Raw genomic sequence first — 15,035 nt, forward strand, 5'->3', positions numbered from 1 at the left:
CCGGCTCTCCTTCGATATTATTGCGTGGTGTCCGGGGTTTCCCGGTAGGAAATCAGCGGATTGACAATCTGGCGCGTGCTGCCGTCGGTCAGTCCAAGATCGGTCAGATGCGGCCCGGCGTTACACGCAAGGCAGGTTCCTTCAATGGCTTTAAAGACCCGGTACGGTGGCTCCCAGTCGGCAATCTGGCTGCTGCGATCGCGTAATTCGCTGAACTGGCGGGCCAGCTCGGCAGGGGGAAGTTCTGACAGCATGCCCGCGATCGGCATCGCAACATGCGCGATAACGCTACCGTTTTGGACCAGCGCCATCCCGCCACCGCTCTCGATCAGCGTGTTGGCGGCCAGCGCCATATCGTCTGGATCGCGGCCCAGCACCACCAGATTGTGCGAGTCGTGGGAATAGCTGGTGGCAATGGCTCCACGCAACTCTCCCCAGCCTTCCAGCAGAGCGATTTGCGGTGTTGCCGCATGCCGCGCGTGTCGGTGCTGAACCCAGATCAGGCTAAAGCCATCCGGTATTTCAACGCGTCCGTAACGTACCCGGGCGTCAGTTTCGCCCCAGCGGGTAAAACGTGCGCCGCTGATATGGCGCAGGCGCGCAATACCGTGTTTCGCGTTATCGATGCGCATGTAAAAATCACTGGCGGCCAGGGGCGACAGGCGCACGGTATCGCGCGGTAGCGCCAGCGGCGTATCAGCGAGTGGCTCGATCATCGCCCCGTCGCGGGCAATGCATTTTCCGGCGACGTACACCCGGCGAGCCGAGAGTTTTTCCAGGGAGTCAAACACCACCAGATCCGCGCGTCGACCGGCGGCAATCAGCCCGAGGTCGTTGCGCTGCAGGCGAAGGGAGGCATTCAGGGTGGCAAACCGCAGCGCGTCCGTTGCCGGAAGACCGTGTTCAATCAGCAGGTTGAGCAGGGCGATAATACCGCCTTTTTCCAGCAGGACGTCAGGCGGAACGTCATCGGTGCAGACCGTGATTTGTGACGAGAGATGCGGCAGCGTTTTCAGGGCGCTAACAATCTCGGGCAGCAGATAGGGGTGCGAACCGCGGATCTCCAGCGTCAGCCCGGCGCGCAATTTTTCCAGCGCATCATCAGCGGAGGTGAGTTCATGATCGGAGGTGACGCCCGCCGCCAGATACGCCTGTAAATCGGCGCCGCTGAGGCCGCGCGCGTGGCCTTCAATGAGCTTCCCACTTTCCAGGCCTGCCTGCAGGATCTCCAGCATACGCTGGCTACCGTTCAGCACCCCGTGCATGTCCATCACCTCCGCCACGCCGCGCACTTCTGGCCAGCCGAGCAGGGTATTCATCTCTTCGCCAGCAAAGTCCGCGCCGGACATCTCCAGCCCCGGTGTGGAAGGTACGCTCGAGGGCGCCGCGACCATCACCTGCAGCGGCAGGTTGCGGCTGGCCTCAATCGCAAAACGGACGCCATTCATCCCGAGCACGTTTGCCAGCTCGTGCGGATCCCAGAAGACCGCAGTGGTGCCCTGCGCCAGCACGATCTCCGCGTAGCGCGCTGGGAGCAGATGCGAGCTTTCAAGGTGAACATGCGTATCCATGAGGCCCGGAGAGAGGAACTGGTTGTGCAGGTCGTGTGCTTCAAGCGCATCGTCACGGCTGCCGCGCGGGTGAACGCTGGCGATGAGTGAGCCAACGATGCCCACATCCGCCTCGCGGATCTCACCGGTTGCCATATCGACAATGCGGGTATGGGTAAGCAACAGGTCAAACGGCGTTTCGCCTCGTGCGGCCTGAACGGCGCGGCGTCGGGTTTCGGCAGTCATGCAATTAACAGTTCCAGCATTGAAATATTGACGTTACTCTATGCACCCGGCAAACGTTTGCCCAGCTGATAAAATTTATCGCCCGATAACCCCGGGTTATTCTGTGACGCGTGTAATGGATAATGATGACGGAACCCTGGCAGCGCTTGCCTGCGCTCTCCCTTCGGCAGCTTCAGTACTTTGTCACTCTGGCGCAGCTGCGTCATTTTACGGATACCGCCAGTAAACTGGCCATCAGCCAGCCTGCGCTCAGCAGCGCCCTGCGGCAAATCGAAACGGTACTCGGCGGCAAGCTGGTCAATCGAACCGCGTCTGCAGTCACGCTGACCGAGCTGGGCCACGCCATTTTGCCGCACGCGCAGCGGGTGCTCAGCGTGGCGCAGATTGCGTTTGATGATATGCAGCAGATTGTGCAGGCCGGCGGCGACGGCACGGTACGTATCGGCCTGGTGCCTTCCGTTAGCTCACTGCTATTTCCGCTGCTGCCACAGACGCTTGCCCAGGCCTTTCCACGCCTCCGGGTGGAGTTTCACGATCAAACCAACGACGCGCTGGTGGCGCAGCTCCTGAAAGGGCAGATTGATTTTGGTATCGGGGCGCTGGACAGCTCGGTTCCCGAAGAGCTGGATGTGTTCCCGCTGCAGGAGGACCCGTTTGTCGCGGTGTTCCACTGCGACGATCCGCTGGCCGCGTCGGCGCACGTGCCCTGGAAACAGCTGGTGGGGCGGGATATTGCCGTCTTCTCCAAAGGTAACATCCAGCGGCTGGTCAATGCGCTTGCCGAAAGCCATCGTCTCTCGCTGCAGACGCGCTATCAGCTGGACTATATCGAGACGCTCTACGGCCTGGTGCGTTCGAAGCTGGCCGTGGCGATATTGCCGCAGCTTTATACCACCCATCTGCAGGATCCGCAGCTTAAGGTGGTTCATCTTCAGCAGCCGGCCCTGTCCCGCACGGTGGCGCTGATGCGTGCTCCGCAGGCGCTTCCCCCGCTCATTGAATCCTGCTTTACGCTGATGGTCGACACCTTACGCACGAAGTAACGCGACACTTCTTTACAGCATGGCGGCGCGCAGCCCGCTAAGATGACCTTCGTTAAATCAAGAGGTCACAATGGACAACCGCAAAATGAGTCGACTGCGCCGCTGGGTGCGGGAAGGGATCATCCTCGTTCTGCTGACGCTGGTCGTGGTGTGGGGCGTGGATTTGTACCGTCAGCCGACGCTGCCCGCCAGCTTTAGCGCAACCCCGATGCAGAGCATTGACGGCAAGATGCACGATATCGCGGCGCTCAGCCAGGAGCGACCGCTGCTAATTTACGTCTGGGCCACCTGGTGCAGCATTTGCCGCTACACGACGCCTGCGGTTAATCAGCTGGCAGAAGAGGGCGGAAACGTGGTGAGTATTGCCATGCGCTCCGGTGATAACGCAAAGCTTGAGCGCTGGGTTGAAAAGAAACAGCTGAAAATGCCGGTGATAAACGATGAAAACGGCGCGCTGTCGCAGGAATGGCAGGTGAGCGTGACGCCGACGCTGGTCATTGTGTCGAAGGGTAACGTTGTCAGCACCACGACGGGCTGGACGAGCTACTGGGGATTAAAAATCAGGATGTGGTGGGCAGGCGTATAAAGATAAACCCCTCTTCCGGCGGAAGAGGGGTTTTGTATTACTTAGCCAGAACTTCCTGCGCGGTGCGCTCAACCAGTGACAGCAGGATTTTAATATCCTCCAGCGTCACGGTTGGGTTCAGCAGCGTCAGCTTCAGGCAGGTCACACCGTTATGCTCGGTGACACCGACGTTTGCACGGCCGGATTCCAGCAGCGCATCGCCAATTTTCTGGTTCAGCAGGGCGATACCCGCGTCGTCCATCTGGACCTGTCCACGGAAGCGGAACAGAACGCTGGCCAGCTGTGGCTGCATAACCAGTTCCAGAGCAGGCTGCTCTTTCACGTAAGCCGCAACCTGCTGTGCCAGCGTCACGCCGTGATCGATGATCGCCGCGTACTGCTCCTGACCCAGCGCTTCCAGGCTCATCCACAGCTTCAGCGCGTCAAAACGACGGGTGGTCTGCAGAGATTTGGACACCAGATTTGGCACGCCTGCCTCTTCGTCGAACTCAGAGTTCAGGTAGGCCGCCTGGTAGCGCATCAGCTCATAGTGGCGCGCTTCTTTCAGCAGGAACGCGCCGCAGCTGATGGTCTGGAAGAACTGCTTGTGGAAGTCCAGGGTAACGGAATCCACCAGCTCAATGCCGTCCAGGTAGTGACGATACTGCTCAGACATCAGCAGCGCGCCGCCCCAGGCCGCATCAACGTGTACCCAGATGTTCTGCTTCGCCGCCAGTTCGGCAATGGCACGCAGCGGGTCGATAGCACCGGCGTCGGTGGTACCTGCCGTCGCGACAATCGCCAGAATCTGTTCGCCGTTCGCATTGCACCGATCAATTTTCGCCGCCAGATCGGACAGATCCATACGGGAGAATTCATCCGTTTTCACCTGCACGACGGACTGGTAGCCCAGACCCATCAGCGCCATGTTTTTCTGCACGGAGAAGTGTGCGTTCTCAGAGCACAGCACGCGGATTTTGCGCAGATCGCCAACCAGACCATCCTGCTGAACGGAGTGACCCTGACGCGCAAAGAACGCATCACGAGCCAGCATCAGGCCCATCAGGTTGCTCTGGGTGCCGCCGCTGGTGAAGACACCGGCGTCGCCAGCCTGATAACCCACGCGGGTACGCAGCCATTCGATCAGTTTGATCTCGATGATGGTTGCGGACGGGCTTTGATCCCAGGAGTCCATACTCTGGTTAGTGGCGTTGATCAGCACTTCCGCCGCCTGGCTTACCACCAGGCTTGGACAGTGCAGGTGCGCCACACACTGCGGGTGATGAACGGACAGGCTGTCTTTCAGGAAGAACTCCACGGCGCGTTCAATCGCCGCTTCGTTGCCCAGCCCTTTCGGGTTGAAATCCAGCTTAATGCGGTCGCGCAGTTCCGCGACCGTTTTGCCCTGGTACATCTCAGGCTGTTTCAGCCACTGCATCACAGCCTGAGTGCTTTGTTCAATCGCCTGCTGGTAAGCTTCAATGCTCTGCGCAGAGGAGAACAAAATTGGGTTTGAATCAGACATCGTAATCAACAACTCCGGTTACGCCGGGCGAACGCCCGCAGCAAGCAGCGCCTGCTCGAATTTATCCAGGAAGATCTTCAGCTCTTCATCGCTGATCAGCAGAGAAGGCAGCAGACGCAGGACGATACCGTTACGGCCACCGCGCTCCAGAATCAGACCGGCTTCGAAGCACTTCTTCTGAATCAGTGCAGACAGCTCGCCGTCGCCCGGGAAGCAGCCCATGTGGTCAGCGGCTTCGTGCGGCTTAACGATCTCAATACCGATCATCATGCCCAGACCGCGAACGTGGCCGATAACCGGGTAACGTTTCGCCATCTCTTTCAGCTGGCCTTTCAGCCATTCGCCCTGTGCAGCCACTTTGCCTGCGATGTTCTGGTCTTTCAGGATTTTCAGCGTCGTCAGACCGGTTGCCATCGCCAGCTGGTTGCCGCGGAAGGTACCGGTGTGGTGACCTGGCGCCCATGCATCGAACTGCTTTTTGATACCGAGCACGGCCAGTGGCAGACCGCCACCTACAGCTTTAGACATCACGATGATGTCAGGCTCGATGCCAGCGTGTTCGAAGGCGAAGAATTTACCGGTACGGGCAAAGCCAGCCTGAACCTCGTCGAGGATCAGCAGAATGCCGTGTTCCTGAGTCACTTTACGGATGCGCTGCAGCCACTCAGCCGGAGCCGGGTTCACACCGCCTTCGCCCTGAACCGCTTCCAGGATGACGGCAGCAGGTTTACGCACGCCGCTTTCAACGTCATTAATCAGGTTATCGAAGTAGTAAGTCAGCGCTTTCACGCCCGCGTCACCACCGATACCCAGCGGGCAACGGTATTCGTGCGGGTAAGGCATGAACTGTACTTCTGGCATCATACCGTCAACCGCTTCTTTCGGAGACAGGTTGCCGGTCACGGACAGTGCGCCGTGGGTCATACCGTGGTAACCACCAGAGAAGCTGATGATACCGCTACGACCGGTCACTTTTTTCGCCAGCTTCAGCGCCGCTTCAACGGCGTCAGCACCGGATGGACCGGTAAACTGCAGGCAGTACTCTTTGCCCTGACCAGGCAGCAGAGAGAGCAGATATTCGGAAAACGCGTCTTTCAGAGGCGTTGTCAGATCCAGAGTATGTAACGGCAAGCCGCTGGTAATGACATTTTGGATGCTTTTCAGCACATCAGGATGGTTATGGCCAAGCGCAAGGGTGCCTGCGCCTGCTAAACAGTCAAGGTATTCTTTATTATCTGCATCGGTAATCCACACGCCTTCTGCTTTAGTGATCGCTAAAGGCAGTTTGCGCGGATAACTCCTGACGTTAGATTCAAACTCGGCCTGACGGGCCAGATAGGTTTCGTTGCTTTTGTGGGCATCTACGGTGTCAATACGGACTTTATCCGTCATCATATCACTCCTACAACCGCCGCTTCGTTATGAGCCACGATTGAATAAAAAGTTAAAAAACAGATGGGGGCCTGAAAAAAACGCCGCCAATATAGAGCCTTTTGCCACGGGGCTCAATGGTTAATTTGTTTACCGTTTTGTGACATGGGGCACAGGGGAGGAATTATCCCCGTTTCCAGAAAAAGAGTTGCACTTTATGGCAAATAAAAACAGCCTGTTACGTGTTTTCTGCCCTGACGTTAAAATCATAAAAAAGAGTGTGACAAATCGTGCCATTCGCTAACTGAAAAGGAGGCTGACCGCCTCCTTAGCACACTTATTTCTGCGACAGGTGCAAAAAGCGGTGGTCATGAGGGATGCGCAACGGAATGACGCATTAATAATGGACTTTCAACAAGCGTGGTTTCCCGATGGGTTTCACCGTTAATAATATGCAGGGCGCTCAGGCGACCAATTTCATAATGCGGTAGCTGAACCGTTGAAAGAGGGGGGAGAAAGAGCTCTCCAATGCCCACCATATTGTCATAGCCGATAACCGCGATATCTTCAGGAATGCGAAGCCCTTGCGCCAGCAGGGTCTGGTACACCATCAATGCGATACGATCGTTGCCGCAGATAACGGAATCGAAATTGGGAATGCCGTTCTGAATATGCGCCAGCAGGACTGACGGGATGTCACGATAGTGCTCGTCCCCGAACGCCATGTAGCTGTGTTCCAGGCGGTCCGGGTCGAGCCCCGCTTCACGGCATGCACGCTCCAGCCCCCGGCGGCGCCGGGTTGTAGCCAGATGGTCCGCGGGTAAATGCAGACACAGGGGCTGTCGATAGCCCTCAGCGAGTAACGCCTGCACGGCGGTGTACTGCCCCTGTTCATCATCAGGGATATAGCTGGCGACTTTTTCATTGATACTTTCGCAGTTGGCCAGCACGCAGGGAAGGGTGAGGAGCTTGGCAGGGAGAGGAACCTGGCGTAATCCCATTGTGGTGTAAATAATCCCGTCCGGGCGGTGGGAGAGCAACAGATCGACGATCGTATCCGGGTTGTCATCGGTAAACATATTCATGACGAAGCTGTTCCAGCCGTGCAGCCGGGCCGTCTCTTCAATGGACAGCGTAATCTCCACCGAGAAAGGTGTCGTCACCGTATCGAGCGCCAGCACGCCTATGGTTTTTGGCGAGGCATGCGCACCGCGTATTTTCTTGGCGGAAAGATCCGGTACGTAGCTGGTTTGCTCGATAGCCTGCTGTACGCGCGCCAGCGTTTCCGGTTTAAGGCGTTCCGGAGTGTTAAGGGCACGTGAGACGGTCATCAGCGATACGTTAGCCAGCTTTGCGACGTCCTTCAGGGAAGCCATTTTCTTACTCCGTCTATGCTATTAGTTAGAGGGTATACAACTAAGTGACTGATGTAAAAGGAAAGGGTATGCATAAAGCAATATCAGCGCGTCGTAATTGACGAATAGTCGATCGCGATCTCACTTCCGAAATGTTAACGTTAACTTTCGTGATTAACATCATAAATCTGATCCAAACTGCATGAGCAGGCTTTAATGTTAACGTTACCATCACGCCATTACTCCAACATGAGAATGTCATGATGAAAACGCATCACTCTCACAGCTACCCATTATTGAGCGCATTACTGTTTTTCTTTTTTGTCACCTGGTCTTCCTCCGGCTCTTTGCTTTCCATCTGGCTCCACCAGGAGGTGGGCTTAAAAGCGGGCGACACCGGCATTATCTATGCCGTGCTTTCTGTCTCCGCGCTTTTCGCTCAAATCTGCTATGGATTCATTCAGGACAAACTCGGTCTGCGCAAAAACCTGCTCTGGTTTCTGACCAGCCTGCTCTTTCTTTCTGGTCCGGCCTTTTTGCTGTTTGGTTATCTGCTGCAGATTAACGTTTTACTCGGCAGTATTTTCGGCGGGATTTATATCGGCCTGACGTTTAACGGCGGGATAGGGGTACTGGAGTCCTATACCGAGCGTGTGGCCCGCCAGAGCCAGTTTGAATTCGGCAAGGCGAGGATGTGGGGATCGCTTGGCTGGGCGGTGGCAACCTTTTTTGCGGGGCTCCTGTTTAACATTAATCCGAAGCTGAACTTCGCCGTCGCGAGTTGTGCGGGGCTGGTGTTTTTTGTTTTGCTGGCGCGTCTCAGGGTCTCTTCTGCCCCGCACGCCATGCAGGAAGCGGTGTCCGGCGGTAAGGTCACGCTGGAAGATGCATTGCGCCTGCTGACGCTGCCGCGGTTCTGGGCGCTGGTTTTTTTCGTTATCGGCACCTGTATTTACGGCGTTTACGACCAGCAGTTCCCGGTCTATTTCTCCTCCCAGTTCCCGACGTTACAGGAAGGGAACGCCATGTACGGCTATCTCAACTCCTTCCAGGTTTTCCTTGAGGCGGCGGGTATGTTCTGCGCGCCATGGCTGGTGAATCGCCTTGGCGCGAAGAATGGCCTGATTTTCGCGGGCATGGTGATGGCGATGCGCATGGTGGCATCGGGTCTGGTTGAGGGGCCGGTACTGATCTCCATTACCAAGCTACTGCACGCGGTTGAGCTGCCCGTATTGCTGGTCTCAATCTTTAAATACAACAGCTTACATTTTGATAAGCGGCTCTCTTCCACCCTCTATCTGGTGGGCTTTGCCTGTACAAGCTCGGTAATTGCCTCGGTCCTGTCGCCTCTGGCCGGTTACAGCTATGAGAAATACGGCTTTGCCCAGTCCTATCTCATTATGGGGCTGTTAGTTTTCAGCACCACGTTTATCTCCATCTTCCTGTTGCGCTCGGGTAAGTCCTCTTCTGACCCGCTCATGCCGCAACCTTCCACCATCTGAACGAAAGAGTAGAGAAATGACGTATTCCATTACGAAAGCAGAGCGGGAACTTCAGTCCAGACGCGAAGGGATTAACCTGCGCTGGTATCCGCGTTACCACCTCGCTGCACGCGCTGGCTGGATGAACGACCCAAATGGCCTGGTCTGGTTTGACGGCTGGTATCACGCTTTTTACCAGCATCATCCGTATTCGACCCAGTGGGGCCCGATGCACTGGGGCCATACGCGCAGCAAGGATTTAGTTCACTGGGAGCACCTCCCGGTTGCGCTGGCGCCGGAAGGACCAGAAGACAAGGATGGTTGTTTTTCCGGCTCGGCGGTGGTGGATGGCGATACGCTGGCGCTGATTTACACCGGACATAAATTCCACGGCGATCCCGATGATGAGGAGAATCTCTACCAGGTGCAGTGCCTGGCGACCAGCCGTGACGGCATTCATTTTGCCCGGCAGGGAATAATCGTTGACACGCCGCCTGGCCTGCATCACTTCCGCGACCCGAAAGTATGGCGTGAAGGGGAGAGCTGGTACATGGTTGTCGGCGCGCGTGACGGCGAGACGGGCCAGGTGCGCGTTTATCGTTCTGCCGATCTGCGCGAGTGGCAGGATATGGGCGTGCTTGCGGTGGCTGAAAAAGAGATGGGCTACATGTGGGAATGCCCGGACTTTTTCACTCTCAACGGCAAACGCGTGCTGATGTTTTCGCCTCAGGGGCTGGCTGCCGAAGGATTCAAAAATCGCAATCTTTTCCAGAGCGGCTATCTGTTGGGCGAGTGGCAGCCCGGTCAGCCTTTTGTGCGCGAAGGTGAGTTTGTGGAAATGGATCGCGGGCATGATTTCTATGCGCCACAAAGTTTCCTGACGCCGGATGGCCGCCGTATCGTTATCGGCTGGCTGGACATGTGGGAATCCCCGCTGCCGGAACAGGAGGACGGCTGGGCAGGCATGCTCTCTTTACCGCGCGAACTGACGCTTGGCGCGGATAACCGTCTGCAAATGCGGCCGGCCCGAGAGGTAGAAAGCCTCCGGGGAGCGTGGTTCCCCTGGCCGGTAAGTACGCTGACAAATCAGCAGATGGCTCTGGTTGAACGCTGCGACGCGCTGGAGGTTATTCTGCAGTGGGATTGCGCTAGCAGCACTGCGGAACAATACGGCATCCGTCTTGGAGCGGGCCTACGCGTCTATGTTGATGCGCAGATGCAGCGCCTGGTGCTGGAGCGACACTACCCGCAGTATGGCCTGTGCGGTACACGTAGCGTCGCGCTCGATTTGAGCGGCACGCTAAACCTGCGCCTGTTCTTTGACAGCTCTTCCGTAGAGGTGTTTGTGAATGAGGGGGAAGCCTGCCTCAGCAGCCGTATTTACCCTGATGCTGAGGACCGCGAGCTGGCGCTGTTTGCCTGGACCGGGACTGCGTCGCTTATCAATGCCGGGGCCTGGGAATTAGGCTAACACGGGTTACGTCTGGATAAGAGCATGCGGCGTTTCAGCCATGCCAGAAATTAAAAAAGGCGACCGGAGTCGCCTTTTTTCTATTTAACCTTCTTAGCGTAGCCGGCAAACATACCCTCTCTACTCACGGCTAATTTGCCTTTAGCAGGATAATGCTTGTGAATAATCTTTTGCCTGAGTGACGAAGATCGTTAAAAATTTTACCGATGTGCACGGCCAACTTGGTATTACTTATTTTGATGATTATGGATAGGGTCAACTGGTGCGTAATTTCCGCCGTATATCATGATCTAACCCTGTCTGGCTGGGTTGGTAACTGACTAGGCACTACTTGCACTCATTTTCATTAACTGCAGTTTGCTATGTGTATAACGAGGTGCACTGACTAAGAAAAACTTCAGGGAATGTGAAGTTAATCAAATAAATTAATAAGATTTATCTTGAAATCGAACGTCGAATGACCATATTGAGATTAGGATTGTTTCGTAAAATTATGAGGCAAAGAAATGGCAACATGTACGGATCAGCATCGTTATTGGGTTTTTTTTGAGCAGTTGCCTGATGATCAAGGTGGTATCGGTAGACACAAATGTTGCGGCTGTGCTTACGAAAAAGGGTATCGAGCAGGGATAATACATGGGGAAATTTTGAACATTAATCTTGATTCATTGCATGAAAGTCAAGCTGGTACTGTGCGCCATAAAAGTCCACATGCAACATATGCTCAAGGTTATTTAGATGGTGTAAAAGCATCTTATCGGTGATCTTTATGCAATATTATCCTCCTGTTTTTAATGAAGAAAAATTCCATTGTCCATTATGTAATGTTTATGCTAAGCAAGTGTTCAAAGTTCTTGAAATAAGTTGGTATAGAAATAACGAGGCAACTCCTGTCTCAATTTCTCGATGTGATCACTGTTCCAAAGATGCTTATTGGTTTAATGATCGGTTATTGGTTCCTTCTGCGGGTAATGTTGAAAATCCTAATCCTGATATGCCTAATGAATGCAAAAGTGATTATGAAGAAGCAAAAAGTATTTTGAATTTATCTCCAAAAGGAGCAACAGCAATACTCCGTTTGTGCTTACAAAAATTGATGATAAATTTTGGTTTAAGAGGTGAAAATATCAATGACGATATTGCCATATTAGTGCAAAAAGGATTACCCCAGCAAATACAGCAGGCCTTAGACATTTGCCGTGTTGTCGGAAATAATGCTGTACATCCAGGAGAAATAAATATTGATGATTCACCTGAAATAGCAGCCTCCCTTTTCGGCCTAATCAATCTAATTGTTGATGATCAGGTCTCTCGCCCTAAGAGAATTGCTGAAATGTACGCAAATCTTCCAATTGGTGCGATCAGAGCAATCACTAAGAGAGATTCTAAGTAATGTCTGGAATGTTAGCTAGTACAGCAGCAGCTGTTGGTATCATAGATAAAGCTGTTAGTATTGCGAAGAAACTCGCTGATGATGGTGGTGATATTGATAAGGCAACTCTCAAGCTTGAGCTTGCAAATCTCATGACTGAGCTTGCAAGTGTTAAAATGGAAGTTATCACCACACAAGTATTGCTTTTCGATGCAGAACAAAGGAACAGACAGCTTGAAGAGCAACTGAAAGATAAAGTCTCCTTTGTATTCCGCGATGGAGTATATTGGAAGGACGGAGATGATACTCCCTTTTGTACTATGTGCTATGAGAAAGTCGGCATGAAAATACATATGATACATTATGAAAAATACTATGATTCAACTTGGCACAGATGGCATTGCAAAGTATGTAAGGACGATGTGTCTATTGGGTAATGAATGTTTAACGTTAATACTTCTGAGGTATCGTGATGAGTACTGAGATAATTTACAATTATACAATTGACGGTGTTAATAAAGAGGCCCGTTTATTTGTCGATGTCAGTTATGAGAAATATGAAGATGAAATTCTATCTGATATAGAGTTGAATGAAGGGGTGAATATTGGTGGCCTTATTACTGCTGGGGTGAGAGGAAATAATGAAAAAAGGAACGACATTGATTTACTGAGAAGGAAATTATTCAAAGATAAAGGGTTGCATCAAGTTTTTTATACTGCGGAGAACGAAAAAAATAAATCATCTGGAACGATAAATATTTAATTTTTAATCCATAAGGTTAGGTTTGATCACTAAATTGGGGCTTTTTTCTCTGAATGCGACCTAAGTCAATAGTTCTTTGGATTTACAAGTTGACTTAGGTTTTTATCTGTTTGTTAAATATCCGTTCGTGGTTTCAAAATTGCTAACTGCATGGCCCACTTTTCTGAGATGAATATACTTCAATTTGACAGTGAAGGGGAGTGTAAAATTTAATAATTTGAATAAATATTAGACGTTGAGATAAATGACATTTAGTAATTCCTACCTCCGCTTTCTTAAATGTTTTTTATCCATGCATCTGTGCTGTATAACGAATTGCTTTTCATTTTTCGTCATATACCTCCTGTATACATAATGTTCTCCTTCAGCAGAAGCTATCAGCGATAATTAAGGAGGGATATAAGGTAAGGCTGTGGCAAACCGATATTTTTGTCGTTTTTAAAATGGGATATATCATGGGGTACTAATTGAAATATTTAGTATTTTGGGGTTGAGTCTTTGGCTTCCCGCTGGCATGATCCAGAACAGGGATTAACGGAACGTTAATCGCAAGCTTTTGATTTTTTTATTTGACTCGGGGTGCCCTTCTTTGTGAAGGCTGAGAAATACCCGTATTACCTGATCTGGATAATGCCAGCGTAGGGAAGTCAGATGCCTTCCCGGTCATCGCTTCTTCACGCAAGGCAGGAGCGAACCCATGCAGCCTGACCTGCTCGATTTACACGTTTTACACCACTTCCGAACCCGTTCTCCGCTTACCCATTGTATGACCAACGATGTCGTGCAGACCTTTACGGCCAACGTTTTGCTGGCGCTTGGCGCATCCCCCGCGATGGTGATTGAGGCCGAAGAGGCAGAACAGTTTGCCGGGATAGCCGATGCGCTGCTGATTAACGTTGGCACGCTGACGTCGCCGCGCGCCCAGTCGATGCGCCGGGCGATTGAGAGTGCGGTGGCGGCAGGCAAGCCCTGGACTCTGGACCCGGTTGCCGTGGGCGCCCTGGCGTTCCGCACCCGTTTTTGCCATCAAATTCTCGCCCTGAAACCAGCGGCCATTCGCGGCAATGCCTCGGAAATCCTTGCCCTTGCCGGCATGAGTGCGGGCGGGCGCGGCGTCGATACAACCGACACCGCCGCCAGCGCGGTGCCTGCTGCCGAGGCGCTGGCTCGCCAGATTAATGCCATTGTGGTCGTCACCGGTGAGGTGGATTACATCACTGACGGACAACGAACCCGCACGGTTACGGGCGGTGACCCGCTGATGACGCGCGTGGTGGGCACCGGGTGCGCGCTCTCTGCCGTTGTGGCGGCGAGTTGCTCGCTGCCGGGCGATCGGCTGGATAACGTCGCTGCCGCCTGCGGATGGATGAAACGGGCCGGAACGGTCGCCGTTGCGCAGTCTCGTGGCCCGGGCAGTTTTGCCAGCGCGTTTCTGGATGCGCTCTACACGCTGGAGGAGCAGGCATGAAGCGGATTAACGCTCTGACCATTGCCGGCACCGATCCGAGCGGCGGCGCCGGCATCCAGGCCGACCTGAAAACGTTCTCGGCTCTTGGCGCGTACGGCTGCTCGGTCATTACCGCGCTGGTGGCGCAAAACACGCGTGGCGTGCAGTCGGTCTACCGTATCGAACCTGATTTTGTCGCTGCGCAGCTGGATTCGGTGTTCAGCGACGTGCGCATCGACACCACCAAAATCGGCATGCTGGCCGAGACGGATATTGTTGAAGCGGTGGCGGAACGGCTTAAACGCTATCAGGTGCAAAACGTGGTGCTGGATACCGTCATGCTGGCAAAAAGCGGTGACCCGCTGCTCTCTGCTTCCGCCGTTGAGACGCTGCGCAAAAAGCTGCTGCCGCAGGTGGCGCTCATTACGCCAAATCTGCCCGAAGCCGCCGCGCTGTTGGGTGCGCCGCACGCGCAAACTGAACGCGAGATGAAAGAGCAGGGGAATGCCCTGCTGGCGATGGGCTGCGGGGCGGTGCTGATGAAGGGCGGGCATCTGGATGACGCGGAAAGCCCGGACTGGCTCTTCACCCGCGATGCCGAGCTACGTTTTACCGCGCCGCGGGTGCAGACCAAAAATACCCACGGCACCGGGTGCACGCTCTCTGCCGCGCTGGCGGCGCTGCGTCCACGGCATGAAAACTGGGCCGATACGGTGCGCGAAGCGAAAACCTGGCTTTCGGCGGCGCTGGCAAAAGCGGATAGTCTGGAGGTCGGTCACGGTATTGGGCCGGTTCACCATTTTCATGCGTGGTGGTAGGCCTTATACTGGCAGGACACACCACGCC

Annotated in this window: 14 protein-coding genes and 1 riboswitch; of the genes, 10 read left to right on the plus strand and 4 right to left on the minus strand. The window is 54.0% G+C overall.

What is annotated here, in order from left to right; all coding sequences use genetic code 11:
* Positions 1–17 precede the first annotated feature (17 nt).
* Positions 18–1,796 carry an adenine deaminase gene (locus PYW49_RS14630; protein WP_320386808.1) on the minus strand — a complete coding sequence of 593 codons (1,779 nt, stop codon included), beginning with the start codon at positions 1,794–1,796 and terminating at the stop codon, positions 18–20.
* A gap of 122 nt (positions 1,797–1,918) precedes the next feature.
* Here PYW49_RS14630 and PYW49_RS14635 point away from each other — a divergent pair, with 122 nt between their 5' ends.
* Both PYW49_RS14635 and PYW49_RS14640 read left to right on the plus strand, forming a co-directional pair.
* Positions 1,919–2,839 carry a LysR family transcriptional regulator gene (locus PYW49_RS14635; protein WP_166790904.1) on the plus strand — a complete coding sequence of 307 codons (921 nt, stop codon included), beginning with the start codon at positions 1,919–1,921 and terminating at the stop codon, positions 2,837–2,839.
* Between the two features lie 70 nt (positions 2,840–2,909).
* The gene (locus PYW49_RS14640; RefSeq protein ID WP_320386809.1) at positions 2,910–3,425 is read left to right on the plus strand and encodes a protein disulfide oxidoreductase; all 516 of its coding nucleotides are present in this window, start codon (positions 2,910–2,912) and stop codon (positions 3,423–3,425) included.
* A 37-nt stretch (positions 3,426–3,462) separates the two neighbouring features.
* Here PYW49_RS14640 and PYW49_RS14645 read toward each other — a convergent pair whose 3' ends face one another.
* From PYW49_RS14645 to PYW49_RS14655, 3 genes are all read right to left on the minus strand, one after another.
* Entirely contained in the window at positions 3,463–4,929 is a 1,467-nt protein-coding gene (locus PYW49_RS14645; protein WP_320386810.1) for a pyridoxal phosphate-dependent decarboxylase family protein, read from the minus strand.
* An 18-nt stretch (positions 4,930–4,947) separates the two neighbouring features.
* Positions 4,948–6,324, minus strand: coding sequence for a diaminobutyrate--2-oxoglutarate transaminase (locus PYW49_RS14650; RefSeq protein WP_134347888.1), 1,377 nt, complete (start codon positions 6,322–6,324; stop codon positions 4,948–4,950).
* 344 nt (positions 6,325–6,668) lie between these two features.
* Positions 6,669–7,676: a LacI family DNA-binding transcriptional regulator gene (locus PYW49_RS14655; protein WP_320386811.1), complete on the minus strand. Its 1,008-nt coding sequence runs from the start codon at positions 7,674–7,676 to the stop codon at positions 6,669–6,671.
* A 239-nt stretch (positions 7,677–7,915) separates the two neighbouring features.
* Between PYW49_RS14655 and PYW49_RS14660 the strand changes: the two genes are divergently transcribed.
* The 8 genes from PYW49_RS14660 to thiD all read left to right on the plus strand — a co-directional run bounded on the left by PYW49_RS14660 (position 7,916) and on the right by thiD (position 15,007).
* A complete protein-coding gene (locus PYW49_RS14660) occupies positions 7,916–9,157 on the plus strand; it encodes an MFS transporter (RefSeq protein WP_320386812.1) in 1,242 nt (413 codons plus the stop codon).
* A 16-nt stretch (positions 9,158–9,173) separates the two neighbouring features.
* On the plus strand, positions 9,174–10,607 hold the full coding sequence (locus PYW49_RS14665) for a glycoside hydrolase family 32 protein (protein WP_320386813.1): 1,434 nt from the start codon (positions 9,174–9,176) through the stop codon (positions 10,605–10,607).
* Between the two features lie 506 nt (positions 10,608–11,113).
* Positions 11,114–11,371 carry a hypothetical protein gene (locus PYW49_RS14670; protein WP_320386814.1) on the plus strand — a complete coding sequence of 86 codons (258 nt, stop codon included), beginning with the start codon at positions 11,114–11,116 and terminating at the stop codon, positions 11,369–11,371.
* Positions 11,372–11,376: 5 nt separating this feature from the next.
* A complete protein-coding gene (locus tag PYW49_RS14675; protein WP_320386815.1) occupies positions 11,377–12,000 on the plus strand; it encodes a DUF4145 domain-containing protein in 624 nt (207 codons plus the stop codon).
* Entirely contained in the window at positions 12,000–12,416 is a 417-nt protein-coding gene (locus PYW49_RS14680; RefSeq protein ID WP_320386816.1) for a hypothetical protein, read from the plus strand. The genes PYW49_RS14675 and PYW49_RS14680 overlap by 1 nt, the downstream gene beginning before the upstream one ends.
* A gap of 35 nt (positions 12,417–12,451) precedes the next feature.
* Positions 12,452–12,742 carry a hypothetical protein gene (locus PYW49_RS14685; protein WP_320386817.1) on the plus strand — a complete coding sequence of 97 codons (291 nt, stop codon included), beginning with the start codon at positions 12,452–12,454 and terminating at the stop codon, positions 12,740–12,742.
* A 565-nt stretch (positions 12,743–13,307) separates the two neighbouring features.
* A riboswitch (TPP riboswitch) is annotated at positions 13,308–13,404 on the plus strand.
* A gap of 35 nt (positions 13,405–13,439) precedes the next feature.
* Positions 13,440–14,210: a hydroxyethylthiazole kinase gene (thiM, locus tag PYW49_RS14690; protein WP_134347895.1), complete on the plus strand. Its 771-nt coding sequence runs from the start codon at positions 13,440–13,442 to the stop codon at positions 14,208–14,210.
* On the plus strand, positions 14,207–15,007 hold the full coding sequence (gene thiD, locus PYW49_RS14695; RefSeq protein WP_320386818.1) for a bifunctional hydroxymethylpyrimidine kinase/phosphomethylpyrimidine kinase: 801 nt from the start codon (positions 14,207–14,209) through the stop codon (positions 15,005–15,007). The genes thiM and thiD overlap by 4 nt, the downstream gene beginning before the upstream one ends.
* The last annotated feature ends 28 nt before the right edge of the window (positions 15,008–15,035 follow it).

It is taken from the genome of Enterobacter chinensis, assembly GCF_034008295.1.
GTDB classification, from domain to species: Bacteria; Pseudomonadota; Gammaproteobacteria; order Enterobacterales; family Enterobacteriaceae; genus Enterobacter; species Enterobacter chinensis.

What these genes read in the sequence shown, in the direction of transcription:
- PYW49_RS14630 (WP_320386808.1), bottom strand. Translation starts at nt 1,796, where the DNA reads ATGACTGCCGAAACCCGACGCCGCGCCGTTCAGGCCGCACGAGGCGAA.
- PYW49_RS14635 (WP_166790904.1), top strand. Translation starts at nt 1,919, where the DNA reads ATGATGACGGAACCCTGGCAGCGCTTGCCTGCGCTCTCCCTTCGGCAG.
- PYW49_RS14640 (WP_320386809.1), top strand. Translation starts at nt 2,910, where the DNA reads ATGGACAACCGCAAAATGAGTCGACTGCGCCGCTGGGTGCGGGAAGGG.
- PYW49_RS14645 (WP_320386810.1), bottom strand. Translation starts at nt 4,929, where the DNA reads ATGTCTGATTCAAACCCAATTTTGTTCTCCTCTGCGCAGAGCATTGAA.
- PYW49_RS14650 (WP_134347888.1), bottom strand. Translation starts at nt 6,324, where the DNA reads ATGATGACGGATAAAGTCCGTATTGACACCGTAGATGCCCACAAAAGC.
- PYW49_RS14655 (WP_320386811.1), bottom strand. Translation starts at nt 7,676, where the DNA reads ATGGCTTCCCTGAAGGACGTCGCAAAGCTGGCTAACGTATCGCTGATG.
- PYW49_RS14660 (WP_320386812.1), top strand. Translation starts at nt 7,916, where the DNA reads ATGATGAAAACGCATCACTCTCACAGCTACCCATTATTGAGCGCATTA.
- PYW49_RS14665 (WP_320386813.1), top strand. Translation starts at nt 9,174, where the DNA reads ATGACGTATTCCATTACGAAAGCAGAGCGGGAACTTCAGTCCAGACGC.
- PYW49_RS14670 (WP_320386814.1), top strand. Translation starts at nt 11,114, where the DNA reads ATGGCAACATGTACGGATCAGCATCGTTATTGGGTTTTTTTTGAGCAG.
- PYW49_RS14675 (WP_320386815.1), top strand. Translation starts at nt 11,377, where the DNA reads ATGCAATATTATCCTCCTGTTTTTAATGAAGAAAAATTCCATTGTCCA.
- PYW49_RS14680 (WP_320386816.1), top strand. Translation starts at nt 12,000, where the DNA reads ATGTCTGGAATGTTAGCTAGTACAGCAGCAGCTGTTGGTATCATAGAT.
- PYW49_RS14685 (WP_320386817.1), top strand. Translation starts at nt 12,452, where the DNA reads ATGAGTACTGAGATAATTTACAATTATACAATTGACGGTGTTAATAAA.
- thiM (WP_134347895.1), top strand. Translation starts at nt 13,440, where the DNA reads ATGCAGCCTGACCTGCTCGATTTACACGTTTTACACCACTTCCGAACC.
- thiD (WP_320386818.1), top strand. Translation starts at nt 14,207, where the DNA reads ATGAAGCGGATTAACGCTCTGACCATTGCCGGCACCGATCCGAGCGGC.